We start from the raw sequence: 25,913 nt of genomic DNA, 5'->3' as shown, positions 1-25,913 counted from the left end.
GGCAACTAGCTTACCTTAAATAATTCCAGACCTCCTGATTTTAAAAGATCAGGAGGTTTTTTATTGCAAACTACCGACGGTTTACGAGAAACTATCAGATAATTTAGCGATCATAAATTTTACAGATATGGAAAAACCTACATTAGAAATCACCAATCCAGAAGGCATATACGATCCGCGTCCACATGGTTATTCTCATCTTGCCTCCGTTCCTGCAAATAGTCAGCTGGTATTTGTTGCCGGTCAGGGCGGTAGCAGAACAGATGGTATTTTAAGTGATGATTTTAGGACGCAGGTAAGCATCGTTTTCGAAAATATTGCCTTAGCTTTAAAAAGCAAAAAATTAACGATGGCCAACATTGCAAAACTGACTACTTTGGTAGTAGATTATGATGAGGCTAAGCATCACGTGTTGATCGATGAATCGAACAGAATATGGCCTGATCAGAAATTCCCGGTAAATACCCTTATCCCGGTACAAAGACTGGCCTTAAACGGTATGATGATCGAAATTGATGCTACCGCTGTTGGTTAATTTATAAACCCGGTTGCAATTATTGTTAACTGATATTATTTTTTGGGAAATGAAAGGTTCTGTTTCTCTTGGAGTTTTCAGTCCCGCTTTCCGTTCAAAGTCCTCGCTTCGCTGCGGGCTTCCACTTCAATCAGGTTTAAAAACATCAGTTCGATACCTTTAGCGCCATGCTGGAAGCAGACCGTTCATCCTAAACCTGACAGGAGCGGGCATCCCGATAAAATCGGGATAAAGCGGATGGCAGGGCTGCATTTGCCAGGAACCATTGTACGTTTGTTTCCAAAAAAAATAAAATATGATTAATTTGGTGTTACTAAAGCATGAGGTGATGTTCCGGATATTTTAAAACTTTGAATTAAAAATTAACATTGATAACCGAAAATTTATACGGATGGAAAAAGGAGAACGCAAAAATGTTTACCAAGTTTACAATAAGATAGGCTACTGGTTTGCCGAAAACCGTTATGCCGATTCGGTAGAAAAAGCTTATTTAAATGATATCCTCCAATACTTTCCAAAAAATGCAAAGGTTTTGGACCTGGGCTGCGGTAATGGGAAACCTATATTGGAATATTTTATCAACCATGGGATAAATGTTTTAGGAGTTGATGCCAGCGAGCAAATGATTGGGCTGGCAAAAATCAATTTCCCTTCTAACAGGTTTCTGCTAAAAGATATGCGTGAACTGGATCTTGATGAAAAATTTGATGCGATAATTGCCTGGCATAGTTTTTTTCATCTCCCTGCCGATGACCAGCCGGATATGTTTGCTATTTTTAAACGTCACCTTAAACCCAGCGGTATTTTACTGTTTACATCTGGAACGGAAAGGGGAGAAGTATGGGGCATGAATGGTGGCGAAAATCTTTTTCATGCTTCTTTGGCTACTGCTGAATATCAAACCTTGCTTCAGGCAAACCAATTTGAAGTGCTCAGGCACAAAATAAACGATCCCGATTGCGGCGGTGCAAATGTTTGGATGGCTCAGTACAAACCCTGATAATTTTGCTTTAACTTTGCTCCATGGCCGAACAGCAAAAAAACAATCCCTTACACGGTATCACCTTAGAAAAAATAGTAACCGATCTGCAAACGCATTACGGTTGGGAAAAACTGGGATCATTAATCAGGATCGATTGTTTCAATAATAATCAAACCATCAAATCGAGTTTAAAATTTTTAAGAAGAATGCCCTGGGCCAGAAAAAAGGTAGAGGATTTATACCTCGATACTTTTAATAAATGATGGAATGATTGCTTTTAGAATGATAAAATGAGTGAGTGGGCGAGTCTAATCCAATATTCTCTCATTCGATCCTTCTGTCATCCAATCATTGAGTCATTCTCTCATTCAATCATTTCTATTTCCCTTGCAACCTTTTCTCTAAAGCCATCGTCATCTTGATCTAAACCTTATCAAATGAAAAATATTTTCTACTGTTTTTTGCTTACGCTTATGTTAAGCAGCTGTGCCCTTGGAGTCGCGACAACATTTTATTCCATGTCGAGAGGTAAATTAGATGTTCCTCAGAAAGAAACTTATAATGTGGTTTATCAGGCTAATTTTGGCGATCGATTAAGTGCTGATGTTGCCTATACCAATGAAAGCGGAAAACAGACCGAATTAAAAGAAGTAAACGGGGCCTGGGAAAAGGCTGTTACTTTAAAATCGGGCACACACGTTCAGCTTAAAACTTTAGCTACCGCTAAATCAAAATCAAGGGGCGAATACAAAATCCTGGTGGATGGTAAAGTAGTTTCTGAATACGTTTTGAGTGGGAAAAGACTCAATTATACTTTCTCATTTGATTTACCTTAAGAAGCTAAATTTTACTCAATTATTCTTGCATCCAATCATTCTCTAATTCAGTCATTTAATAATTAATTATTCATAAAATCTTCATATTGATTTTCGAGATTTAATAAACAAAATAACAAGGTTTATTCATCATTAATCAATGTAAAAATGAAAGCAATTAAAGTTTTAGTAATCGCCATAATAGCCGCTTTTACCATTAATACCGTAAGCGCTCAAACCACCACTCCGGCAAAAGCAGGAACAGAAAAAACACAGACCAAAAAAGGTCATAAAAAACACCATCATAAAAAACATACAAAAAAAGTAGCTAAAGCTTAAAAAAGGAAAGTCTTTCAGGTAAAACTGGAAGACTTTTTTGTTTGTTGCCCCAGACCTCTGAAGTTGTCTCTTTCCCACAGCCTCTTTTAAACTCCGGAAGAAAAAAAATATTTTTCTGTCACACTTTCCACTTTTTCGTGTCTTATAGTTGAAACCCTGAAAAAGGTTAATCAAACAAATTAATAAAAAACAGAATTTTAGCTATGAAAACCTATTTATGGATGTTGCTGTGTGTATTATCTACGAAGGCTTTCGCACAACAGCCGGGCAATATAAATGGAAAAATTGTGGATGGGAAAACGAACCAGCCCATTGAATATGTGGGGATTATCTTATCAAATAAAGCCGATTCGGCCAAAAAAGTAGGTATGGTAACCAACAAAGCCGGAGAATTTTCTTTTAGTGCGGTTGCCAATGGTGACTATAAAATCAGGATTTCTGCAATGGGCTACAACCCCATCACCAAAAACATCAATGTGAACGGAAAGGCTGTTCACATTGGCACTCTAAAATTGCTGGAAGATGCCATTGCCCTAAAAGATGTGGCGGTAAGTGGCCGTTATGCTTTGGCTACGGTAAAAAAGGATACGGTAGAATTTAACGCCGACGCTTATAAAACCAGGCCAAATGCGGCTGTAGAAGATTTGCTGAAAAAACTGCCTGGTGTAACCGTTGATAAAGATGGAAGTATTTTGGTGCAGGGGCAAAAAGTTACGCGCTTAACGGTTGATGGTAAAGATTTTTTCGGCACTGACCCTAAAACGGCAACCAAAAACCTTCCTGCCGATGCCATTGCGAAAGTTCAGCTGATTGATAGTAAAACACAAGAAGCGAAGGCAACCGGAATTGATGATGGTCAGCGTGAAAAAGTGCTGAACTTAACCATTAAAGAAGATAAGAAAAAAGGATGGTTCGGAAACGCTAACCTTGCAGGAGGAACAACTGATAAATACGGAAGTTATTTAAGCGCCAATCATTTTAATAAAAACCTGCAGTTTGCTGTTTTGGGTATGAGCAACAATACCAATGATGCCAGTTTCGGTTATGACGACCTCAGTAGCTTCAGTGGAGGCAACATCGGCAATATTTTCGCGCCACCGGCCGGGGGAAGTTTCTCAATCAACAACAATAACGGTAAAACTACCATTGGTGGCAGCGGTGTTTTTGATAACAATGCCATCGGATTGTATACCACCCACAGTGGGGGCGTAAATTATAGCAACTCCTGGGGCAAAAATAACAAGCTGGCTATTAGCGGAAGTTATTTCACTTATTTTTCTTCTGGTTTAGGTAATAGACTATCCAATATTCAGGACTTGAGTGCTGGCGATATTTTGCGTACGCTGGATAATACCGACCGCAATAGCAATAACCAGGCACACCGCTTTAATTTTAAGGCAGAATATCATCCCGATTCGTTAACAGACATGGTATTCCGGCCTAATGTAATTTTGAACAGTACCACCAATATCAATAACCGCACCTTCAACGCTAACTTTGATGCTGCAGGAAAAGCAAATGATGGAAGTCAATATTATAACCAGCATAATTTCACTCCATCTTTATTTGGAGAGTTTACGGTATTGAGGAGGTTGGCGAATAAAAAAGGCTCGGTCTCGCTCCGGTTAAACGGTACACAGAATACCTTTAATTCTGATTGGTTAAATCAATCTTTGCTCAACCAATATATAAATGGGGATACTACGGTTACCAATATCAACCAGCAGGCCAATCAGGAAAATGCCTCAAAAACCTATACCATTAATGGCAATTATGCCAGGCAGTTAAGCCAAAAATGGAGTACCAACCTTGCATATAGTTATACAAGAAGCGTTGTTGACGCGCAGCAGATCACCTTTGATTATAATCCAACTACCGATCGTTACGAAACCATTGTTCCATCTTTAACCAATACTTTTGATAACCATAACAGTTTGCAAACAGCTGGATTGGGTTTTATTTATACCGGAAAAGACTGGACATATAATTTCGGGTTAAATGCACAGGAGAGTTTATTGAATGCCAATGCATTTAATAACATAGGTGCCAACATTGGCAATATTGAAAAATCATATTACAATCTATTACCAAGGTTAACGGTCAACTTTAAAAACAAGGCCAACCAAACCATCGCCATCAATTACCGGGCGAGCGTTAATTTGCCCTCAGTAACCGATCTGCAACCTGTTCAGAACAATACCAATCTGTTATATCAAAGAATAGGAAACCCTGATCTCGAAGCCAGGAAAAACCATCGCCTGTCGGTGAACTTTAATACTTTTAGTCCGGATAATAACCGCTATTGGAATGGTTATTTTCTTTACAACCTATCATTTGATGATACCGGAAATGATATTACCTATAATAACGGCATCCAAACCGTTAAGCCTGTTAATGTGGACGGTAATTATTATTTACGCGCCGGGACATTTTTTGGTATGCCATCGAAACTTAAAGGTTTAAGGATGAATTACGGTGCAAATTTCTTTACCGAGCATAGAACAAACTTTATCAGCGGCACAAAAAACATTACAAACAGGTTTGAAATCGGTCCGAATATTAACTGGAGTTACGATATAGATGATAAATTTAATGCAGGTATTTATGCTTATCTGGGCTATACCAGGGTAAATAACACGGCAGAATCAGCCATCAACAATAAATATTTCAGTCTCGAAAATACCCTCAACCTCAGTTACGAGTTTATAAAAGATTTAAGGGTAGAGGCAGATGTAAACCACATTGGCTCTGCAGGCCGTGCCGATGGCTTTAACAATAATTACTTTTTGCTTAATGCCGGTATCAATAAATATTTGATGAAACGAAGGGTAACCTTAAGCTTAAAGGGTTTTGATATTTTAAACCAGAATACCAGTATCGATAGGATTGTAAACAGTAGCCGGATAGAAGATGTTCGTTACAACAATATCACCCGTTATTTTTACCTGTCGTTAAATTATAAATTAACCAAGGTTGGGGCGAATAACGAAAGAAGTAATCCGCGTAATACGGTGAATTAGTTTATTTTAAGCCCTTAACATTTCTATCAGAATAGAATGTTGAGGGCTTTTTATGTTTTTATATAATTAAGTTTTAAAAGCAAATTTACCATTTGCTTTTTTTATATGCCTTTAGAAAAACACCGGGCATTGGCCACCGAAATTATCGATGAGCAGTATTTTGAAGTTTTTTTAGACTGCTCCTTGACCATTTACCAGGAAAGAGATGTAAAAGGTTTATTTGGAAATGCCGGCCTAAACCTGATTAAAAACTTTACCGGTGTTATGTTAAGTTCGAACGGGCTGTCAACGTTATAAGAAGTATAACTTTTATTCCTAAAGTGAATTTTTAAAGTTTTTTATCTGTGTTAGGTTAAAAATCTTAACGCAAACGTTTGTTAGTTGTTTTATCCCTGGATGAACATCTATTTTCTTAGACAGATTTCTTTAATTATTGGTTCTAAAAAACAATTTCAATAATATTAAGAGGATGTTCTCTTAATAAGTTTCTATCGCTATCCGGTAAGAGGTATAAAATTGGCCAATTTCCTTATTTATAATCAAACGTTTGCGTGGTGTTTGAAGATTTTGCATGCTTCAAATCGTTTAAATTAGGTTTGAAAATAGAAAATATGGAGTTTAACCAGCCTCTGCAAGTATTTGTTTTTCAACGAGCGAGCAAAAATAACATTCTGAAATTCTTATGTATTTAAAAAAGATAGTTAGCCTATGATTTAAAAAGCAAATCTGGATTATCTCGCAACAACCTATCAACTAACTTAAAAACAACAATAATATGAAGATTAAATCTTTACTGATTTTTGGTGCAGTTGGCTTATTATGGCTTAACGAAAGTAAAGCTTTTGCCGATCTAAACCATCACACAAACCTTAATCACGAGGCAATGGGGCCGAACCACTTCGCCGATATTACCGTTAAAGGGAAAATAACCGATAAATCTGGTCCGGTTCCTGGAGCAACCATCACTTTAAAATCAAATCCGGGTATCGGCACCTCTACTAATGGATCTGGTAATTTTGCAATCACTGTGCCTGCTGATGGCATTTTAATTATTAAATCTGTCGGTTATAAAACACAGGAAATTCCTGTGCAGGGCAAAACTACAATCAACATTAGCCTTGAAGAAGAAAATAATAACCTTAGCGATGTAGTAGTGGTTGGTTATTCGTCAAAAAAGCAGGGAGAATTGTCGAGTTCTGTTTCAGTTATTTCTGCAGAAAAATTAAAGGGTGTAGCCTCTAATGATGTAATTTCTATGATTCAGGGTAAAGCCCCGGGTGTAGTGGTTTCTTCTGGCTCAGGAGACCCGACTTCTGCACCTAAAATGACAATAAGAGGTATTGGAAGTATTAATGGCGGAACAGCACCGTTGTTAGTGGTAGATGGAAATATTCTTGGTGCTTATGGTACCGAAGGTGCTACCTATAGTCCAAATGATGTGGAATCTGTTACTATCTTAAAAGACGCTGCGGCTACCGGATTGTATGGCTCACGTGCAGGTAGTGGCGTTATCATCGTAACTACTAAAACAGGTAAAGCGGGAGAAGCAAAAATAGAATTCAGTTCAACAGTAGGTTTTAACTCACCTTCTACCGGTCATTTCAAATTGATGAACAGTCAGCAATTGTATGATTATCAAAAAACATTTTCCAACCCCGATCCATCTGTTTTAAAAAATGATACCAATTGGTGGGATTTGGCTACCCAAAACGGAATGACGCAGAATTATACCCTGTCTGCATCAGGAGGTACAGAAAAAACAAGGTATTACATTGCCGGTAACTTTTATAGAGAACAGGGTACCGTAATCAATAACGATAAAAATGCCTATAACTTAAGGGCGAATTTAAATAGCCAGTTAACCAAAAAACTTAAATTGAGTTTATTGTTGAACGGGGTATTTACCAGAAATAACTATGCTAACAGTAATTCTTTAGGCGATGGATACCTGAACCTCCCTTTCGACCCTGCTTACAATGCAGATGGAACACCTGTTGATCCACGGATTACACCAACCTGGAAAGGCCGCGATGTAGAAAATTTTCTTCATTCTACGCAATATAATCTTTCCTATCAAAGAAGTTTAAACTTAAGTGCCGATGTAAATTTAGATTATAACATTGTAAAGAACTTAACTTTTTCCAGCTACAACAGAACCACTTTTTATAACACCTTTGCAGTAGATTATTATGATAAAAGAACTAAAGAGGGGGGTGCAACCAACGGCTCACTTTATAACTCCACAACATATAAAAACAGGTTATTAAGCTCAAACAGACTGAAATATGAGAATAGTTTTGGCGAAAATCATTTAACCGTACTGGCTGTTGGCGAAACGGAAAAATCGTACTATGATGATGCTTACTCAAATGGGAAAAATTTACCTGCCGGCCGTCCGGTAATGTCTACCGCAACCGATATTATCAGCAATCCATCCGGTGGGACAAATGAGTATAATTTTAGCAAATATTTAAGCCAGGTTGATTACAATTATGCAGGTAAATACTTTGCAATTGCCTCCTTTGTGCACGAAAATTCTTCGCGTTTTGGTTTAAATAAAAGTGGCGGCGATTTTTATCAGTTAGGTGCGTCATGGATTTTGAGCAATGAACAATTTTTAAAAGGCGTAAAACCAATTAGTTTCTTAAAATTAAGAGCAAGTTATGGTACAACGGGTAATGCCGAAATTGGTGATTATCCTTCATTAGGATTATATGCCATTGATGCGTCGGCCAGTTATGGCGGTCTACCCGGTGCAAGGCCTGATCAAAAAGGCAATCCCGACTTAACCTGGGAAAAGCAAAAAACAGCCAATATTGGTTTAGATATCGGATTTTGGAATAGGATAGATTTAACTGTTGATTTATATGATAAACGCTCTGATGCGCTATTGTTTAAAGTGCCTTTACCTTCAACTGATGGTTACGGATATATTTTCCAAAACGTTGGTGCCTTAAAAAATAGAGGGCTTGAGTTCAGCATCAATACTAAAAACTTTACAGGCCAGTTTCAATGGGAAACCAATTTCAATATGGCCTTTAACCGCAATACCATCTTAGGCCTTACTGAAGGAAAGGATGCTATTAACCCAGGTGGTTCTCAGCCAAAGGCGATAGGTCGCGATATTTATGATTGGAAAATGCCGATTTGGGCAGGAGTAGATCCGAACAATGGCGATCCGCTTTGGGAAAAAGTAATTACTGATGCAGATGGGGTAAACCATATTGCGGTAACCAATACTTACGCTCTGGCTACCCGCCAGTATACCGGTACATCGGCTTCACCGAAATTTACTGGAGGTTTTACCAATACCTTTAGCTATAAAGGTGTTTCACTAAGCGCATTTTTCAATTTTGTTTATGGTAACGAAGTGTATAACAATAGCCGTGCTTATTTTGATAATGATGGTTTGTACGAAAGTTATAATGCGATGGTATTAAAGTCGGGATGGAGCAGATGGGAAAAAGTTGGTGATGTTGCTACACACCCTAAACCGGTTTTAGGTGGTAACCATGATTCTAATCAACAATCATCACGTTACCTGGAAGATGGAAGTTATATCCGTTTGCGCAACGTTACACTCGGCTATCAAATTCCAACCAGCTGGTTAAGTAAAATTAAAATAAGTAGTGCCCGGATTTTTGTTAGTGGAGATAATTTATGGACAGGGACTAAATTTTCGGGTATAGATCCTGAAGTTGTACTGGCGCCAGATGATAATGATCCAAATGTTGTCCCGGGAAGTTCAAGTTTTAGATACCCGATCAGCAAAAAAATATTGTTTGGTGTAAACATTAGTTTATAGGAGAGGAAAAATATGAAAGCGAATCAAATTAAAATATATATAGTTGCACTTGCACTTATTTTTAGTGTAAGTAGTTGTAAAAAGGAAGTAAAACCATCAACAGCCATTGATGACGAATCTGCATTGACGAACCCTGGTGACATTGAGACTGCAACGATTGGTACTTATGCTGTACTGAGAAATGCTACTTATGTGAGAAGTGCTCATTTTTTAACAGAATTTCAGGGGGATAATGTGGCTCAGGGACAGCCATCTTCTGATGATCTTTCGAGGTGCTACCGCTATACCCATATTCCCACAGGGACACATGGTGCTAACTTTTGGAAACAGGCCTATTACGTTATTGTTGCTGCAAATAAGATTATAGCAGCTATTCCAGATAATTCGGGTGTAGATTTAAAACAGCTTAAAGGCGAAAATCTTTACCTAAAGGGAATGATGGAGTTTAACCTGGTTCGGGTATTTGGAAGGCCATATACACAGGGCAACGGCGAAAATCCGGGAGTTCCCGTTTTAAAGGAGGGTGTGCCTGCAGGTACACCAGCAAGAAATACCGTTAAAGAAGTATATGCCGCAGCTATTGCAGATTTATTAAAAGCAGCCGATTTGATGACTGTAGCAAAAGCGGATATTTTTGCATCGAAGGAAGTTGCTTATGCTTTGCTATCTCGTATTTACTTAAATATGGGCGATAATGCCAATGCCATAAAATATGCCGATCTGGTAATTGCTTCTGGTCGTTATAAATTGCTTCAGGGTGCAGATTATGCCAGTTACTTCACTAAAACTCCGGAAGCCAATCCGGAAACTATTTTTGCCATCCGTTATGCCAAAACAGAAGATCAGGATTTTGGTGCCATTGGCTCCATGTACTACAGCGGTACACCAGGTGCATTATCTACCCCGGGTGCTCAGGGCAATACCGGCTATGGCGAAATTTATGCTTCTCAGCAATATGTGGCAGAGCTGGATAAAAATCCGGCAGATTTAAGACACAGTTTTATTGCGCCTTATAAAATTAACGGTGTGTTGCAGGTAAATACTAAGATAGCCCCAAATGTACCGATGTATTATGTAACCAAATACAATTTACAGGAAGGGATCGCAAATTTAAGCTCACCGGTTTACCTGCGTTTGGCAGAAATGTATCTGAATAAAGCTGAAGCAAATGCCAAACTCGGCAATGCACAATTGGCACTTGATGATGTAAACCTGATCCGTACCAGGGCCGGAATTCCGGTTTTAACACTTGAAGGCATTGCTGCAGCAAATAAAACGGCTTTGGATGTTGTTTTAGAAGAACGCAGGCTTGAATTTGCTTTTGAAGGACAGCGCGCGTACGATCTGTTCAGGAATAACAGACCGATGACAAGAAATTATCCGGGTACGCACGCCTTAAATAACACGCCCAATACAAACATCACGCAAACCATTTTGCCTACCGATGCCCGTGTTATTTTTTACGTTCCGCAGTATGAGATAGACAATAACAAAAATCTAACTCAGAATCCTTAGCTCATTCGTGATAATAATGAGGGCTTTATCACCATTGAAATCAAAATTTAAGAGATGAAAAATATAAAAATATATGCCATTTGCCTCCTTTTTGCAGGTTTGGCAATAAGTTGTAAAAAGGACAAAAGTGCTGAACTTACGTCCAATTTAGAAGAGGTTGTGTTAGACCGCTCGGGCTGGAGTGCCACAGCTTCAAGCCAAGAAACAGCTAATCTGCCGGTAACCATTTTGGATGGTAATACGAATACTTTTTGGAGTTCGAATGCTACTGCTGCATTTCCACATTGGTTATTAATCGATATGAAAAAACAGACGGTAGTAACAAAAATCGGTTTAACTACAAAACAGGGCGATCCGAAAGGTTTTACCAAATTTAGGCTGGAAGGCAGTAATGATGGATCCAGTTTTACAGCTATTGGCGAGCTTACTTTTAATCCTGCCACTTATACCGAACAGGCATTTGCCTTATCGCCCGCCAGGAATGTGCGTTACCTTAAATTAACCGCTTTAGAAAAAGCCGCAACGCAAACGAGCAATGTTACTTTTTTAGCAGAGTTTAGCGTGACCGGCCTGCAGGAAAGAAAACCGCTTACCGATATTGCGTTGAGCAAAACAGGATGGACGGCAACAGCTTCGAGTGAAGTAAATTATCCTGGCGATGAAACTAATTTAGCAGCTTATGTGGTAGATGTAATTTCGGCCAAAAGTCCAACTGCGCCAACTGTTCCATCATTCTGGCAGGCCGATTACGATATATTGCATCCATATCCACATTGGATTATTGTTGATATGAAAAAGGCAAGTTTACTTTCTTATATCGGTCTTAATGCCCATACCGATCCAAAACAAGGTTTTAGCAAATTTTCTATTTCGGGAAGTGTAGATGGCGTTACCTTTACTCAATTGGGCGATGACCGGAATTTCAATCCAACTACAGTTAATGAGCAAAAATTTGCTGTTTCGCCAACAGCTCCGATCCGTTATGTGAAAATTACGCTGCTAGAAGGTACCAGTTACCCTTGCCTGGCAAATTTTGAGGGATATGTGAAACTCTAAAATTGTGGTGATTCGAAGAAAGCGATCTTAATTTTGATCGCTTTCTTTGTTTATGGCGCTTTTGTATTATAGGTTAGTAACGGATAAACAATATCTTTGAGGGTGTATTTTGTCCCTTATCTATGAAGAAAATTTTACAAATCATTCTTACGTTAGCCTTAATTACATCCGGTTTTAGCTGCAAAAAAGGCAATATTAAAAACCTGAACAGCATTGCCTATGGCTCATCATTCGGCATGTGCGCAGGCTATTGTTCCAACAACTTACTCATTAGCGATTTAAAGCTTACCTTTTCCAAATCGAAGAATGGCCAGTCTGCCGATACCAAAACCTGTAGCAAGACCATTTCGGAAGCGGATGTTACCGCCATTAAAAATGAGTTGAACATCAGTAAGATTTCGAACCTGCCAGAAGTGATCGGTTACCCAGATTGTGCTGATGGCGGAGCCGAGTGGATCTCGATCAATGCCGACGGTAAGCAATACAAAGTAACTTATGAGTATGGTAAAGCCCCAAAAGAACTGGAGGCCGCAGTTGCGCGGTTAAAAGTACTTAAAGATAGTTTTAAGGATTGCAATTAATAGCGCGCGGGCTCTCATTAACTTGAATCCGTCCTTTTCAATGACGATAACTTGATTTTTTTAAACCTGAGGGGAAAACGTAAATAGCAGTGATTTGCTGTGCCACCTAAACCCGATATACGTGGATGCCGGTTTTTCATCGGCAGAAACATTAGCGGGACGGAACCCAGACTAAGGATTGCTGCAGTTGCTTTCCAAGATATCAGTTGTTAACTATGAGATGATGTTATAATTGATTCAATGTTTAAGCTGAGATAGATTGCTTCATGCCATCACAATTCCTCCGCTTCGGTTCGGCAATGACAATGACCCGGAAGAAAAATTACAACTCCTTAATCCTGAACTGAAAACCGGTAATTGCCAACTGAAAACTTTTTACGCTAACCCCTTGATTTTTAAAAAGAATTGTTCTACTTTTGCAGTCCGTTTTATGGGCTATCTGTAAGGATGCCGGGGGAGCGGTAAATTTTTTAAATAAAAAACATAAAAAAGCACAATGCCAACCATTCAACAATTAGTTAGAAAAGGTAGAGTAGCACTGGAGTTCAAGAGTAAGTCTCCAGCGTTGGACAGCTGTCCACAGCGAAGAGGTGTATGTACACGTGTGTACACCACTACCCCTAAAAAACCAAACTCAGCAATGCGTAAAGTAGCCCGTGTTCGTTTAACGAACGGTAAAGAGGTGAATGCTTACATTCCTGGAGAAGGTCACAACTTACAGGAGCACTCAATCGTATTGATCCGTGGTGGTCGTGTTAAAGATTTACCAGGTGTACGTTACCACATCATCCGTGGTGCATTAGATACATCAGGTGTGGCTGGTCGTAACCAACGTCGTTCTAAATATGGTACTAAACGTCCTAAGCCAGGACAAGTAGCTGCGGCGCCAACAAAAGGTAAAAAGAAATAATCGGGAGGAAATAAGAAATGAGAAAGTCAAAACCAAAAAAGAGAATTATTCTTCCTGATCCAAAATTTAATGATGTTCAGGTAACTCGTTTTGTAAACAACATGATGTACGATGGAAAAAAATCTATCGCTTATTCAATTTTTTATGATGCTGTTGAAATTGCTGAGAAAAAAGCAGGTGAAAACGGTTTAGAGATATTCAAACGCGCATTAACTAACATTATGCCAGCTGTAGAGGTTAAATCTCGTCGTGTTGGTGGTGCTAACTTCCAGGTTCCAACTGAGGTTAGACCAGAGCGTAAAACAGCTTTAGGTATGAAATGGTTAATTTTATACGCTCGTCGTCGTGGTGAAAAAACCATGAAAGAGAAATTAGCTGGTGAAATCGTAGCTGCTGCTAAAGGTGAAGGTGCTGCTGTTAAGAAGAAAGAAGATACGCACAAAATGGCTGAGGCTAACAAAGCGTTCTCTCACTTCAGATTCTAATTTAGGATTAACAGATTAGTAAGATTACACAGATTTAATTAGAAGATTATACTGATTAGATAAATTACACCGATTTGTTTTAACATAATCGGTGTAATCATTTAAAATCAGATAAATCAAAAACATAACATGGCAAGAGATTTAAAATTTACAAGAAATATTGGAATTGCGGCTCACATTGATGCGGGTAAAACTACAACAACTGAGCGTATCCTTTATTATGCTGGTGTAAGTCATAAAATTGGTGAGGTGCACGAAGGTGCTGCAACAATGGACTGGATGGCACAAGAGCAAGAGCGTGGTATTACCATTACTTCTGCTGCAACTACAGTTAACTGGAAATACAGAAACCAGAACTATCACATGAATATTATCGATACACCCGGACACGTGGATTTTACCGTAGAGGTAAACCGCTCGTTACGTGTATTAGATGGTTTAGTGTTCTTGTTTTCGGCTGTTGATGGTGTTGAGCCTCAATCAGAAACCAACTGGCGTTTAGCGAATAACTACAATGTTGCCCGTATCGGTTTCGTGAATAAAATGGACCGTTCTGGTGCTGACTTCTTAAAAGTTGTTAAGCAAGTTAAAGACATGCTGGGTAGTAACGCAGTTCCTTTGCAGTTGCCTATCGGTTCTGAAGATAACTTCAAAGGTGTGGTTGATTTGATCAACAACCGTGGTATCGTTTGGAATGAACACGATAAAGGTATGACCTTTACTGAAGTGCCAATTCCTGATGATATGATTGATGAGGTTGCGGAGTGGAGAGAGAAACTGTTAGAATCAGTTGCTGATTATGATGAGTCTCTTATGGAGAAATTCTTCGATGCTCCTGAAACCATCACTGAGCGCGAAGTTTTAGACGCTTTACGTGCAGCTGTTTTAGATGCTAAAATCGTTCCGATGGTTTGTGGTTCATCTTTCAAAAACAAAGGTGTTCAAACCATGTTGGATTACGTGATGGAATTATTGCCTTCACCTCTTGATTCAGAAGGTGTAACAGGTACTAACCCAGATACAGGTGCTGAAGTTTTATTAAAACCAAGTATCAATGAGCCATTTGCAGCTTTAGCATTTAAAATTGCAACTGACCCATTTGTAGGCCGTTTATGTTTTATCCGTGTTTACTCGGGTAATTTAGAAGCTGGTTCTTACGTTTATAATACACGTTCAGAAAGCAAAGAGCGTATTTCACGTATCTTCCAAATGCATGCTAACAAGCAAAATCCTGTACCTAATGTGGCTGCTGGTGATATTGCTGCTGTAGTAGGATTTAAAGATATCAAAACTGGTGATACACTTTGTGAAGAGAAAAACCCAATCATTCTTGAGTCGATGAACTTCCCTGAGCCAGTTATCGGTTTAGCTATTGAGCCTAAAACTCAGGCTGACGTTGATAAATTAGGTATGGGCTTATCTAAATTAGCTGAAGAAGATCCTACATTCAGAGTTCAAACAGATCAGGAAACTGGTCAGACTGTAATTTCTGGTATGGGTGAGCTTCACTTAGATATCTTAATTGACCGTTTAAAACGCGAATTTAAAGTAGAAGTTAACCAGGGTGCGCCGCAGGTAGCATACAAAGAGGCAATCTTCGGTACTACTGAACACCGCGAAGTTTACAAAAAACAATCAGGTGGTCGTGGTAAATTCGCCGATATCAAAGTTGTAATCTCTCCAATTGATGCTGACTTTGAAAAAGGTGGTTTACAATTCGTCAATGAAATTGTAGGTGGTTCAATTCCTCGTGAATTTATTCCTTCAGTTGAAAAAGGATTTGCATCTGCAATGTCAAATGGTGTGTTAGCTGGTTATCCGCTTCCTGATATGAAAGTACGTTTGATTGATGGTTCATTCCACGCAGTCGATTCAGATGCTTTATCATTCGAGCTTGCAGCCCGTATGGCATACCGTGAGGCTTTACCTAAATGTAAACCATCCTTGATGGAGCCAATCATGAAAATCGAAATCTTAACCCCTGAAGAAAACATGGGTGATGTTATCGGTGATATGAACCGTCGTCGTGGTCAGTTACAAGGTATGGATACCCGTAATGGATCTCAGGTAATTAAAGCATTGGTTCCACTTTCTGAAATGTTTGGTTATGTAACGCAGTTACGTACCATTACTTCAGGCCGTGCAACTTCTACCATGGAATTTGATCACTATGAGCCAGCGCCTAAAAACGTTCAGGACGAAGTAGTAGCTAAATCTAAAGGCAGAATTAAATCTGAAGACTAGTTAGAACAAGTATTTTAGTATCAAGTGTCAAGACGGATTGTTCAATCTTGATACTCGGTAATTGTATCTTGATACTACAAATGATAAATCCGGTTTCTGTTGTTAATAGCTCTAACAGGAAACCATAAATAAAAATAAGATGAGCCAAAGAATCAGAATTAAATTAAAATCTTACGATTACAACTTAGTAGATAAATCTGCTGAGAAAATCGTAAAAACTGTTAAACCTACGGGTGCAGTGGTTAGTGGTCCGATTCCACTTCCTACAGAGAAAAAAATCTTTACTGTTTTACGTTCTCCACACGTAAACAAAAAAGCTAGAGAGCAATTCCAATTGTGCGCCTACAAACGTTTATTGGATATTTATAGCTCTAACTCTAAAACAGTTGATGCTTTAATGAAACTTGAATTACCTAGCGGTGTTGAAGTTGAAATCAAAGTTTAATTGATTTTAAAAGAACAGAAAAGGTCTCGATGAAAATCGGGGCCTTTTTTTATATACCCAAACTCCAAAACAAAAATTGAGCTGGCTGGTTCTACTGATATGACGAGTAAAGATAAGAAACAAGAAGGGTTACCTGTTGAGGGACAGGATTTTGCTGATCCTAAAGAAGAACTGACAGATAAACCATCCTCACATGGTGAGGTGGCCAATCAAAAAGGTGGTGATTTTTCTGAACTGGAAGAAAGCAGAATGGAAAATCCACCTAAACATCGTGATGAAAACGGGTCAACCAAAGACGATTTGGATAGTGGTACTGAGATTGATCAAAGTGAAGGTGTGCAGTAACTGCAATTGATTGCAGGACTGGTAACGCTAGAGGAAAAGACTGGGCAATAATAATAGGATCTGATTAAACTTTTTTATCGTACCAATGTTGTTAAAGGAGATTGACTACAAAGAAAATGGCTATGGAAAGTAATGAAAACAAAAATGTTGATCCTAATGGGGATGTTAACCACAATGACGAGTATATAGAGTGGGATAACGGAGAGGCTACTTATGGCCATAAACGCACTGATTTTAAACGTAAAGACGAACCAGAGGCTTCTCATTTATTGAAAACAGAAAATGATCCTAAGCATGCCGTAAATGAAAATTTAAATAACTCGAATTTAAGTCGCGGTGAAGACATTGGAAACAGAAACAAGAATAACGAGAAGGGGTTAAGGGGTAAAGATTTATGATTTAATTATAAAGAGACTATTCTTATAGAATAATCCCTTTACAAGATTTATGCCTTTTCCGGTAGATGGAAATTATTTAGGATTCGACAACTGTAATGCGTTAATCAAGTAGCGAATGCCCTCAAATAGTTAGTCAATGATTTTTTTTAATCTTTGTCGCGAATCCTACAGCGCAGCAAATTTCAGTAACTTATAGCCAATTCACAAAGTAATATGGTTTTAATACATTGATATATGTCAAATATGATGTGTTTTTTTGTGTTCGATTAATTATTAACCCGAAATTGGTTAATAAAATGCCGTTGAAGATTTTCTGTACATATTTTCAACTTACTGTCTTCACCCTGATCTATAGCCCATCGGAAAAATAGTTACTCAACCGAGCCTTAAGTAATCTTAACGAAGACAATTTATTTCAGGGTCTGTCTCATTGTGGAGATAATTGCAAGGAGGTGTCACCCTCAACGTAGTTGAAGAACATTTATTAGCAATTTACCAAATATCAAGAAGTCTTGGACTACGCAGAATGCCATCGCATTACTTAATTTAATAACATGATTAATATAAATCATTCGTTTGCCGATAATCCCGTCTTATTCTTTCTGCATAATTATTAACCTCATCCAGATATTCAGGAACTCTTTTCTTAAAATCATCAATTAAAGATTTTCCGTCCGTTGTACGCTTTTTTGTGACATATTTAAGGCCATAGAAGGCTGTTGCGCCTAAAATTGCATATTTTAATAATCCCATAATCGTCTCTTTTATATTCCCGTATTTAATGCATGGTTTTCATCATCTTCATTGATGCCTGTATTCGTTTTAAAATCATCAGATGAACTTCCGGTATGACTTTCAGCACTCTTTATGCCAGGGTTTTTATCAGCACTGTTATAGGCATCATCGCTAAGCGAATCTTTACCCTGTGTGCCAGAATTATCGAAACCATCCTTTGCTAAAGGATTGCCTTTAATCAGTTCATCTGGTTCCTTTCCATAAGCGGTTACAACATGAGTATCGTTGCTTTCTTCGAATGCTTTTTGGACATCAGATTTTTCTGATTGCTCATCACCTGATCCTACATAACCTTCAATATGCTCTTTTTTGTTATATATGCTCGTTTTCATAGAAATAAATTAAATGTCACTTAAACAACGTTTCTGAAACAAAAAGGTTTGTATTTTATTATTGAGTTCGTGACATAAAACTTAGGATATATTTAATTTAATCATGGATATTTAACTTCACATTAATAAGCTGAAAGTTACCGGGCAATTGCTGTGATTTTAGCAAATAGCTGATGAATTAATATTTGAGTATGAGCAAGGCAGAGCAAAATAGGGTTAATCAACAATATGCCGGTCAAAAAGCATGGCTTAAGTGGGGGCCATACCTTACCGAGCGACAGTGGGGAACCGTGAGGGAAGATTATAGCCCCGGTGGAAATGCCTGGGATTATACAACGCATGATACGGCGAGGAGTAAAGTTTTTAGGTGGGGAGAGGAAGGTATTGCGGGCATAAGTGATGATCAGCAAGTGCTTTGTGTAGGATTAGCTTTGTGGAATGGCAAGGATGCTATTTTAAAGGAACGGCTTTTTGGTTTGAATAATGGAGAGGGGAATCATGGGGAAGATGTAAAGGAACTTTATTATTATCTGGATAATACACCCATGCATACCTATATGCAGATGTTGTATAAATATCCACATTCTGCTTTCCCTTATGCCAGGCTAGTAGAAGAAAATGCCAAACGATCAAGGCAGGAGCCTGAATTTGAATTGATGGATACAGGCATCTTTGATGAAGATAAATATTTTGATGTTTTTATCAGTTATGCAAAAAATGATGTAGATGATTTGCTCATTAATTACACCATTTTCAATAGAAGCAATGAAGATGCCGGGCTTCATATTTTACCACAATTATGGTACCGTAACAACTGGAATTTGAATGGCGAAATCGCTAAACCTGCAATTAGCAGCATCGGACAAGATAAATTGCTTTTACATTCAGAAAAGCATGGTAAATTGTATTGTTATACGGATGGCAAACCTGAATTTTTATTTACCGATAATGAAACCAACAATGAACGTTTGTATCAATCGGCCAATGCATCAGATTTTGTAAAGGATGGTATAAACGATTATTGATACACGGAAATAAGAAAGCGATAAATCCTGCCAAAACAGGAACCAAAGTAGCAGTTCATTATACCAAAATTATTCCGGCAAAACAAAGCATCAGCATAAAATTAAGATTAAGCCGTAGTCAGTTAAAAGCACCATTTGAAGATTATGATCAGATTTTTGAAGATCGTAAAAAAGAAGCCAATGAGTTTTATGCCGATAAATACGCGGTGGATGGTAATGATGAAGAAAAAATGGTGCAACGACAGGCTTGGGCCGGTATTTTGTGGAATAAACAGTATTATAATTATGATGTAAATGCCTGGCTAAAGGGCGATGTGGGTTTACCTAAACCGGCAAATGAAAGAGCCTGTGGTAGAAATTACCACTGGAGCCATTTTATGGCCAATGATATTATTTTAATGCCTGATAAGTGGGAATACCCTTGGTTTGCTGCCTGGGATCTTGCTTTTCATTGCATAGCGCTTGCGCCTGTAGATCCCGATTTTGCCAAACAGCAATTGCGATTGTTATTAAACAATAGTTATATCCATCCAAACGGACAGTTACCCGCATACGAATGGGATTTTACAGATGCAAATCCGCCAGTGCATGCATTAGCTTCTTACAAGGTTTACCTGGTAGATAAGAAAATAAAAGGAACCGGTGATTTAAAGTTTTTAGAAGAGGTATTTCAGCGCCTGCTTCTCAACTTCACCTGGTGGGTTAACCAAAAAGATAGCGAGGGTAATAATATTTTTGAAGGCGGCTTTCTGGGGCTTGATAATATTGGAGTGTTTAACCGCAGTGAGCCAGTACCCGGAGGTGGGTTTTTGGAGCAGGCTGATGGCACCAGCTGGATGGCGATGTACGCTTTGAATATGCTCCAAATAAGTATAGAACTTGCCTTGCAAAATCGATTGTATGAAGACATGGCTATAAAATTTGCACAACATTTTTTATTCATTGCCGGATCAATTGATAATATGGGCGATCATCACATTGGATTATGGGATGATCATGATGGTTTTTACTACGATTTATTACGTAATCCTAATGGAGATTGGGATCGGTTACGACTTCGCTCTCTTGTCGGTTTGATCCCCATGTTCGCGGTAATCGTTTTTAGCGATAAAGATTGGAAAGACTTGCCAAGACTTAGGTCTCATTTGGAAGCTTTTATGCTTCAACGACCTGATTTGGTACAGCTAGTGAGCCATTGGGCAGATAAAAGTGGAAATGATAAACACCTGTTTTCGCTTTTGCGTGGCCATAGGATGAAAATGCTTTTGCGCAGAATGTTGGATACTACCGAGTTTCTCTCTGATTTTGGTATTCGATCAGTTTCTAAAATTTATGAAGAACATCCTTATAGTTACTGGTTAAATGGAAGCGATTATTCTGTAAAATACATTCCTGCAGAAAGTGATACCGGTATGTTTGGTGGCAATAGCAATTGGCGTGGACCAATTTGGATGCCTTTAAACTATTTATTAGTTGAATCCATAAAACACTTTCACGAATATTATACAGACGATTTTAGGGTAGAATACCCCACCGGCTCCAACGAATATTTCTCATTAAACGAAATCGCAGATTTATTGGGCAAAAGGATGAAGAATTTATTCCTTAAAAATGAAAAAGGCGAGCGTGCGGTATTTGGAGATTATCCCAAATTAAACCACGACGAACATTTTAAAGATTACATTTTATATTACGAATACTTTAACGGTGAAAATGGAGAAGGCCTGGGGGCTAGCCATCAAACGGGGTGGACTGCTTTGATTGCCCTTTTATAGAATTAAAACTATCCATGCGATGTATTACACTTGGCAGGCATAAAAAATCAGAGGTTTTAAAAACGAATCTTTTTATTAAAGCACCTGAATCATTAACTTCGCCCCAAATTAATTGAACGCATGGAATGGAAATATTTACTTTCGAATAAACGGTACGGACAGGAACAATATGGTGCCAGTACCGATCGTGCGCGTTCAGATTTTCAGCGCGATTACGACCGTTTAATTTTTTCATCCCCGTTTAGAAGATTGCAGAATAAAACCCAGGTTTTCCCATTACCTGGAAGTGTTTTTGTGCACAACCGGTTAACCCACAGCTTAGAAGTGGCAAGTGTGGCCCGTTCAATGGCAAATATATTTTTAAAAAGCATAGAAGAACATCAGCCGCAACTCATTAAAGATGTTCCTTTAATTAATGAAGTAGGTAATATTGTGGCTGCGGCTGCTTTAGCGCACGATTTGGGTAATCCAGCTTTTGGACATTCAGGAGAAGCAGCCATCTCGCGCTATTTTACCGATGGTGATGGTAAGGTTTACCAGAAAGAAATGAGCGAAACGCAATGGCACGACTTGATTAATTTCGAAGGAAACGCCAATGCCATCCGCATTCTTACTCATCCGTTGAAGGGAAAAGGAAATGATGCTTATGCGCTTACTTATTCTACTTTAGCCTCTATTGCCAAATATCCATGTGCCTCAATTGCAGGCAAACAAAAGGGGCTTTTGCACCGTAAAAAATATGGTTTCTTCCAGTCAGAAGAAGAGAGTTTCAAAAAGATTGCAGCCGAACTTCACCTGGAGCAGGAAGATAATGAATACCTCATTTATAAACGCCATCCTTTAGTTTACCTGGTAGAAGCTGCCGATGATATCTGTTACAGTATCATTGATCTGGAAGATGCACACCGTTTAAAAATCCTGTCGTACGAAGAGGTAAAAAACTACCTGTTGCCTTTTGCCAATTCAATCACAATTGAAGAGCGTTTAAAAAACGATTACGAAGACGATGATGCCAAAATTGGCCTGCTCCGCGCTAAAGCGATTAATACCTTAACAAACCAATGTGCAGCCATATTTTTTAGAGAACAAGAAAAACTACTAAAGGGTGAACTCAACCATAGTTTAACCGATTTACTGCCCGAACCCTATATCTCGGCCTGGAAAGCTGTAGAAAAAATCTCAGTGGAACGCATATATAATTTCTCGTCGGTTATACAGAAAGAGGTGGCAGGTTATAAAATTATGGCTGGTTTATTAGAAGAGTTTGTTCCTGCACTTATTCATAACAATACACACTATTACAAAAAACTGGTTAAACTTATTCCTAAACAATATCATACCGATTTGACCGATATTTATTCTATTATACAGAGTGTACTAGACTTCGTTTCTGGAATGACAGACCTATATGCTGTAGATTTATACCGGAATATTAAGGGAATATCCTTTCCTTCAGAAACCTAAAGCTGTAGTTTTTAGGTAAAATAAACCACTCGCAATTCATCAATTGAAGGAACTGGATTTGGCTTTGATTGAGTTCAGGTTGCCAAATGTCGCTGCAGCTATCATTGACAGGCTCCAACAGAATGGTCGTCATTCCCGCGCATGCGGGAATCTTAAAGCGCTTGCACTACGATTCCCAATCGAGTTGGGAATGACGATCTCACGCTGCCTACTATTTTGCCAAAAAGATCTGTGTTTTATATTGATTTTATGAAATAATTAACCCTCAGGATGACAAACTTTGTTTCTGATACAACCAGTGGTGTCAGAATGTTGCCATCTGACACTAATTCGAATAATCTAATGATTGTTACAGATGCAAGCAAATTTCTTCGTGTTGATCTTTGCATCTGTGGTTAATCTTTTATCTTCCCCTGCCTTCGTCCCATTTATTCCGTTCGTCCTGAAGCTCACGGGCAAGTTTCATTTCTTTATCTTTTGCCTTTACTTTATGCGCCTGAAATTCATCGGCTACTTCCTGGTAAAGTGCTGTTCTGTACTTTGCTTCGTGCCTTAATTTGCCAGATTGGAAAATAACAAAGGCTAAACCTATGCCTAACACAATAATAATTGTCCACACAATGGTATTATAAGTGCCTTTATCAAAGGCAATTCCTAAAAACTTAATTTCGTTAACCGAAGCGGTAGCGTTGGCCAGCGAGTTTTCTTTTCCGGTTACTTCACCTTTTAAACTCGAAATATTGCCGGCCTGTGCTTTAATTTCCTGCCTGGCTTCCTGCAATTGCTTGCGTTCCTTTTTCAGCGTGTCGTTAACACTTTTCCATAAAGAAGATAACCGGCTCGGATTAATCAGCCTTGCGCCATACAAACTTTTAGATTTCGATAACATAAAGTTATACTGCCCGTTTAACGAAGGGTCTGTATTCTTCGTCGTGTCTGGCTTAACCTGCCCAAACGCAACGTTTAAAAATAGCATAGCGCCTAAAAAAAATAGGATGTGTTTAATTTTCTGCATAGTTTAAATATAGGTGTTTGAATGTAAAACTACATTTTTATCTATTTCCCGTTTAATATTTTTAAGTTAAGTTTAGGAACGGTAGAACAAAAATATTTGTGTTTAACATGTTAAATAACAATTTTATCTAAGTTTTATTATAAAATTATTTGCGATAGGTTACATTTGTTTTATGCAAATAGGAATTATTGGTTTAGGCGATATGGGCAAATTGTACGCTGTATCGTTTATAAATGCAGGTTATAAAGTATTTGGGGCAGATATGCCTTTGCGTTTTGCAGATTTAAAAAATGAGCTGGAGCCAAAAGGAATCGAAGTTTTAATTGATGGCCATGAGGTAGCACGTAAATCTGACTTTATCATCTATTGCGTTGAAGCCGAAAAAATTGATGAAGTGGTAGCCGTTTTTGCACGTTCTACTAAATATGGTGCAATTGTTTCTGGCCAGACATCAGTTAAGCATCCGGAAATTGCGGCTTTTGAAAAATACCTTCCAAACGATACCCAGATTGTAACCTGCCATTCTTTACATGGTCCTGCTTTTAGTCCTGAGGGGCAAACGCTTGTGGTGGTACGTCATCGTGCTACAGATGAAGTTTATGCGCAGGCCCTTGAGGTTTATAAATCTTTAAAATCGAACATTATTGAAATGGACGATTATAGGGAACACGACCGTATCGTGGCCGATACACAGGCTGTAACGCACATGGGCTTCGAGAGCATGGGCTCTGCCTGGAAAAATGCCGGTTTCTTCCCCTGGGATAATCCTGCCTATGCAGGTGGAATCGATAACGTGAAAATATTGACCACGCTCAGAATTTTCAGCTATAAATCTCACATTTATGCAGGTTTGGCCATTTTAAACCCTTATGCACAAAAACAGGTGAAATATTATGCCCAGGCAGAATCTGAACTGTTTAAACTGATGATCTGTGAAAATGAAACCGAATTCAGGAAAAAAATTTACGCGGCCCGCGATTTCGTTTTTCATGAAAGTAGGTCGCTTCTACTATTGGACGATAACATCATGAAAGAATTCAGTCTATCGGATGCCAGCCATAAACAAAAACCTAATTCGCATTTAAGTTTGCTGAGTATGGTATATGCCTGGTATAAAATGGGCGTAAACCCTTACGATAACCTGATCTGCCAAACACCACCTTTTAAACTGAGATTGGGTATTGCCGAATATCTTTTTAAGAACAAAGAAATGCTGGAAGAGTCGATTAATACCGCTTTATATGATAAATCTATCCGTGGCGACGATTTGGAATTCCATACTGCTGTGCACGAATGGGCATCGATTATTGGTTATGGCGATTTAAAAGGTTACAAAGAACATTTCGAAGCTGCCAAGTCATTTTTCGCGAACCGTTTAAATGATGGTAGGGATTTAAGTGCAGAGATGATTAAGCGATTAGGTAAGTAGCTATTAAGGATGAAGACCATTCCGAATAAACCTGAATTGGTTTCGCTGTTGCAACAACAATTAAGAGCGATAGAAATACTTTGTGTTGAGTACGATAACGGAACTGATATTGTTATTCCATCAATTGCCGAAAAAATTGCCGTGATTTTCCATAACGCTGATCATTCAAAAGCATTGGTGAGTCAGCTTAAATTAAGTCATCTTGAGCTGTATTGCAGTTCTGAGATTTACAACTCCAAAAGCCTCACCAATTTTATTGGCTTATTAAAACTGGAGCACAGTGCGGGAAAGGGTTGGGGCTATGTCGCCAGGTTAGACCATGCTGCTTTAAAAGCCGTGACACAAGAAAACTGGTGGAACAATAAAAAAGTAATTATTGATTCTGATGGTTTACCTTTTACCAGAGCTAAAATAATAAAATCGCTGGCCAGTTCCAATCCACTGTCTCTAAATACTTCAGGCTGGACGGTTAAAGATGCCAATGGCAACAAATCAACGATTTCTCCAATAGCCGAAACAGTTAGGCAAATTGCTTTTGAGCTGTTGGAAAGTTTCCGGGATGTTGATGTAAATAAAGAAAGTAAGCTTTATTATAAATCTTAA

At 38.5% G+C, this 25,913-nt stretch carries 25 protein-coding genes; 22 read left to right on the top strand and 3 right to left on the bottom strand.

The features are described from left to right. Positions 1-127: 127 nt before the first annotated feature. The 17 genes from FFJ24_RS17685 (at position 128) to FFJ24_RS17610 (ending at position 17,475) form a co-directional block, all read left to right on the top strand. The gene (locus FFJ24_RS17685; protein WP_138818442.1) at positions 128-535 is read left to right on the top strand and encodes a RidA family protein; all 408 of its coding nucleotides are present in this window, start codon (positions 128-130) and stop codon (positions 533-535) included. 391 nt (positions 536-926) lie between these two features. Then, the gene (locus tag FFJ24_RS17680; RefSeq protein ID WP_138818441.1) at positions 927-1,535 is read left to right on the top strand and encodes a bifunctional 2-polyprenyl-6-hydroxyphenol methylase/3-demethylubiquinol 3-O-methyltransferase UbiG; all 609 of its coding nucleotides are present in this window, start codon (positions 927-929) and stop codon (positions 1,533-1,535) included. Positions 1,536-1,558: 23 nt separating this feature from the next. Continuing rightward, entirely contained in the window at positions 1,559-1,780 is a 222-nt protein-coding gene (locus FFJ24_RS17675) for a VF530 family DNA-binding protein (protein ID WP_121283883.1), read from the top strand. Positions 1,781-1,954: 174 nt separating this feature from the next. Next, on the top strand, positions 1,955-2,353 hold the full coding sequence (locus FFJ24_RS17670) for a hypothetical protein (protein ID WP_138818440.1): 399 nt from the start codon (positions 1,955-1,957) through the stop codon (positions 2,351-2,353). A 147-nt stretch (positions 2,354-2,500) separates the two neighbouring features. Continuing rightward, complete coding sequence (locus tag FFJ24_RS26150; RefSeq protein WP_168202500.1) at positions 2,501-2,671, top strand: hypothetical protein; 171 nt, start codon at positions 2,501-2,503, stop codon at positions 2,669-2,671. A gap of 203 nt (positions 2,672-2,874) precedes the next feature. Next, complete coding sequence (locus tag FFJ24_RS17665; RefSeq protein ID WP_138818439.1) at positions 2,875-5,691, top strand: TonB-dependent receptor; 2,817 nt, start codon at positions 2,875-2,877, stop codon at positions 5,689-5,691. A gap of 90 nt (positions 5,692-5,781) precedes the next feature. Beyond that, positions 5,782-5,988: an adenylyl-sulfate kinase gene (locus FFJ24_RS17660; protein ID WP_256377634.1), complete on the top strand. Its 207-nt coding sequence runs from the start codon at positions 5,782-5,784 to the stop codon at positions 5,986-5,988. Between the two features lie 478 nt (positions 5,989-6,466). Further along, positions 6,467-9,496 (top strand): SusC/RagA family TonB-linked outer membrane protein, encoded by a 3,030-nt coding sequence (locus FFJ24_RS17655; RefSeq protein ID WP_138818437.1) that lies wholly within the window; start codon positions 6,467-6,469, stop codon positions 9,494-9,496. Positions 9,497-9,508: 12 nt separating this feature from the next. Then, on the top strand, positions 9,509-11,011 hold the full coding sequence (locus FFJ24_RS17650; RefSeq protein ID WP_138818436.1) for a RagB/SusD family nutrient uptake outer membrane protein: 1,503 nt from the start codon (positions 9,509-9,511) through the stop codon (positions 11,009-11,011). Between the two features lie 54 nt (positions 11,012-11,065). Then, positions 11,066-12,067, top strand: a complete 1,002-nt coding sequence (locus tag FFJ24_RS17645) for a discoidin domain-containing protein (protein WP_138818435.1) — start codon at positions 11,066-11,068, stop codon at positions 12,065-12,067. Positions 12,068-12,189: 122 nt separating this feature from the next. Continuing rightward, the gene (locus FFJ24_RS17640; RefSeq protein ID WP_138818434.1) at positions 12,190-12,648 is read left to right on the top strand and encodes a hypothetical protein; all 459 of its coding nucleotides are present in this window, start codon (positions 12,190-12,192) and stop codon (positions 12,646-12,648) included. Between the two features lie 496 nt (positions 12,649-13,144). Beyond that, positions 13,145-13,558, top strand: a complete 414-nt coding sequence (rpsL, locus tag FFJ24_RS17635) for a 30S ribosomal protein S12 (protein ID WP_008244597.1) — start codon at positions 13,145-13,147, stop codon at positions 13,556-13,558. Between the two features lie 17 nt (positions 13,559-13,575). Further along, complete coding sequence (gene rpsG, locus FFJ24_RS17630) at positions 13,576-14,043, top strand: 30S ribosomal protein S7 (protein WP_056097505.1); 468 nt, start codon at positions 13,576-13,578, stop codon at positions 14,041-14,043. Positions 14,044-14,172: 129 nt separating this feature from the next. Next, positions 14,173-16,287: an elongation factor G gene (gene fusA / locus FFJ24_RS17625; RefSeq protein WP_138818433.1), complete on the top strand. Its 2,115-nt coding sequence runs from the start codon at positions 14,173-14,175 to the stop codon at positions 16,285-16,287. Positions 16,288-16,426: 139 nt separating this feature from the next. Continuing rightward, positions 16,427-16,732 (top strand): 30S ribosomal protein S10, encoded by a 306-nt coding sequence (rpsJ, locus tag FFJ24_RS17620; RefSeq protein ID WP_008244591.1) that lies wholly within the window; start codon positions 16,427-16,429, stop codon positions 16,730-16,732. Positions 16,733-16,831: 99 nt separating this feature from the next. After that, positions 16,832-17,077 (top strand): hypothetical protein, encoded by a 246-nt coding sequence (locus FFJ24_RS17615; protein WP_138818432.1) that lies wholly within the window; start codon positions 16,832-16,834, stop codon positions 17,075-17,077. A 122-nt stretch (positions 17,078-17,199) separates the two neighbouring features. Beyond that, positions 17,200-17,475: a hypothetical protein gene (locus FFJ24_RS17610; RefSeq protein WP_138818431.1), complete on the top strand. Its 276-nt coding sequence runs from the start codon at positions 17,200-17,202 to the stop codon at positions 17,473-17,475. Positions 17,476-18,033: 558 nt separating this feature from the next. Here FFJ24_RS17610 and FFJ24_RS17605 read toward each other — a convergent pair. Further along, on the bottom strand, positions 18,034-18,228 hold the full coding sequence (locus tag FFJ24_RS17605; RefSeq protein ID WP_138818430.1) for a YtxH domain-containing protein: 195 nt from the start codon (positions 18,226-18,228) through the stop codon (positions 18,034-18,036). 11 nt (positions 18,229-18,239) lie between these two features. Further along, entirely contained in the window at positions 18,240-18,602 is a 363-nt protein-coding gene (locus FFJ24_RS17600; protein ID WP_138818429.1) for a hypothetical protein, read from the bottom strand. A 191-nt stretch (positions 18,603-18,793) separates the two neighbouring features. Here FFJ24_RS17600 and FFJ24_RS26520 point away from each other — a divergent pair, with 191 nt between their 5' ends. The 3 genes from FFJ24_RS26520 to FFJ24_RS17590 all read left to right on the top strand — a co-directional run bounded on the left by FFJ24_RS26520 (position 18,794) and on the right by FFJ24_RS17590 (position 22,866). Beyond that, the gene (locus FFJ24_RS26520) at positions 18,794-19,627 is read left to right on the top strand and encodes a hypothetical protein (RefSeq protein WP_246862644.1); all 834 of its coding nucleotides are present in this window, start codon (positions 18,794-18,796) and stop codon (positions 19,625-19,627) included. Next, entirely contained in the window at positions 19,624-21,402 is a 1,779-nt protein-coding gene (locus tag FFJ24_RS17595) for a hypothetical protein (protein WP_246862643.1), read from the top strand. The genes FFJ24_RS26520 and FFJ24_RS17595 overlap by 4 nt, the downstream gene beginning before the upstream one ends. A 120-nt stretch (positions 21,403-21,522) precedes the next feature. Continuing rightward, complete coding sequence (locus FFJ24_RS17590; protein WP_138818428.1) at positions 21,523-22,866, top strand: deoxyguanosinetriphosphate triphosphohydrolase; 1,344 nt, start codon at positions 21,523-21,525, stop codon at positions 22,864-22,866. Between the two features lie 403 nt (positions 22,867-23,269). Here FFJ24_RS17590 and FFJ24_RS17585 read toward each other — a convergent pair whose 3' ends face one another. Continuing rightward, positions 23,270-23,881: a hypothetical protein gene (locus FFJ24_RS17585; RefSeq protein WP_138818427.1), complete on the bottom strand. Its 612-nt coding sequence runs from the start codon at positions 23,879-23,881 to the stop codon at positions 23,270-23,272. 172 nt (positions 23,882-24,053) lie between these two features. On the opposite strand from FFJ24_RS17585, the gene FFJ24_RS17580 reads away from it, so the two are divergent. Together FFJ24_RS17580 and FFJ24_RS17575 are read left to right on the top strand one after the other, a co-directional pair. Continuing rightward, positions 24,054-25,310: a prephenate dehydrogenase gene (locus tag FFJ24_RS17580; protein WP_138818426.1), complete on the top strand. Its 1,257-nt coding sequence runs from the start codon at positions 24,054-24,056 to the stop codon at positions 25,308-25,310. A gap of 9 nt (positions 25,311-25,319) precedes the next feature. Continuing rightward, the gene (locus tag FFJ24_RS17575; protein WP_138818425.1) at positions 25,320-25,913 is read left to right on the top strand and encodes a hypothetical protein; all 594 of its coding nucleotides are present in this window, start codon (positions 25,320-25,322) and stop codon (positions 25,911-25,913) included.

The organism is Pedobacter sp. KBS0701, assembly GCF_005938645.2.
Classification (GTDB): Bacteria; Bacteroidota; Bacteroidia; order Sphingobacteriales; family Sphingobacteriaceae; genus Pedobacter.
The sequence above is the reverse complement of the archived record's forward strand: the minus strand, read 5'-3'. Positions and strand labels throughout refer to the sequence as shown.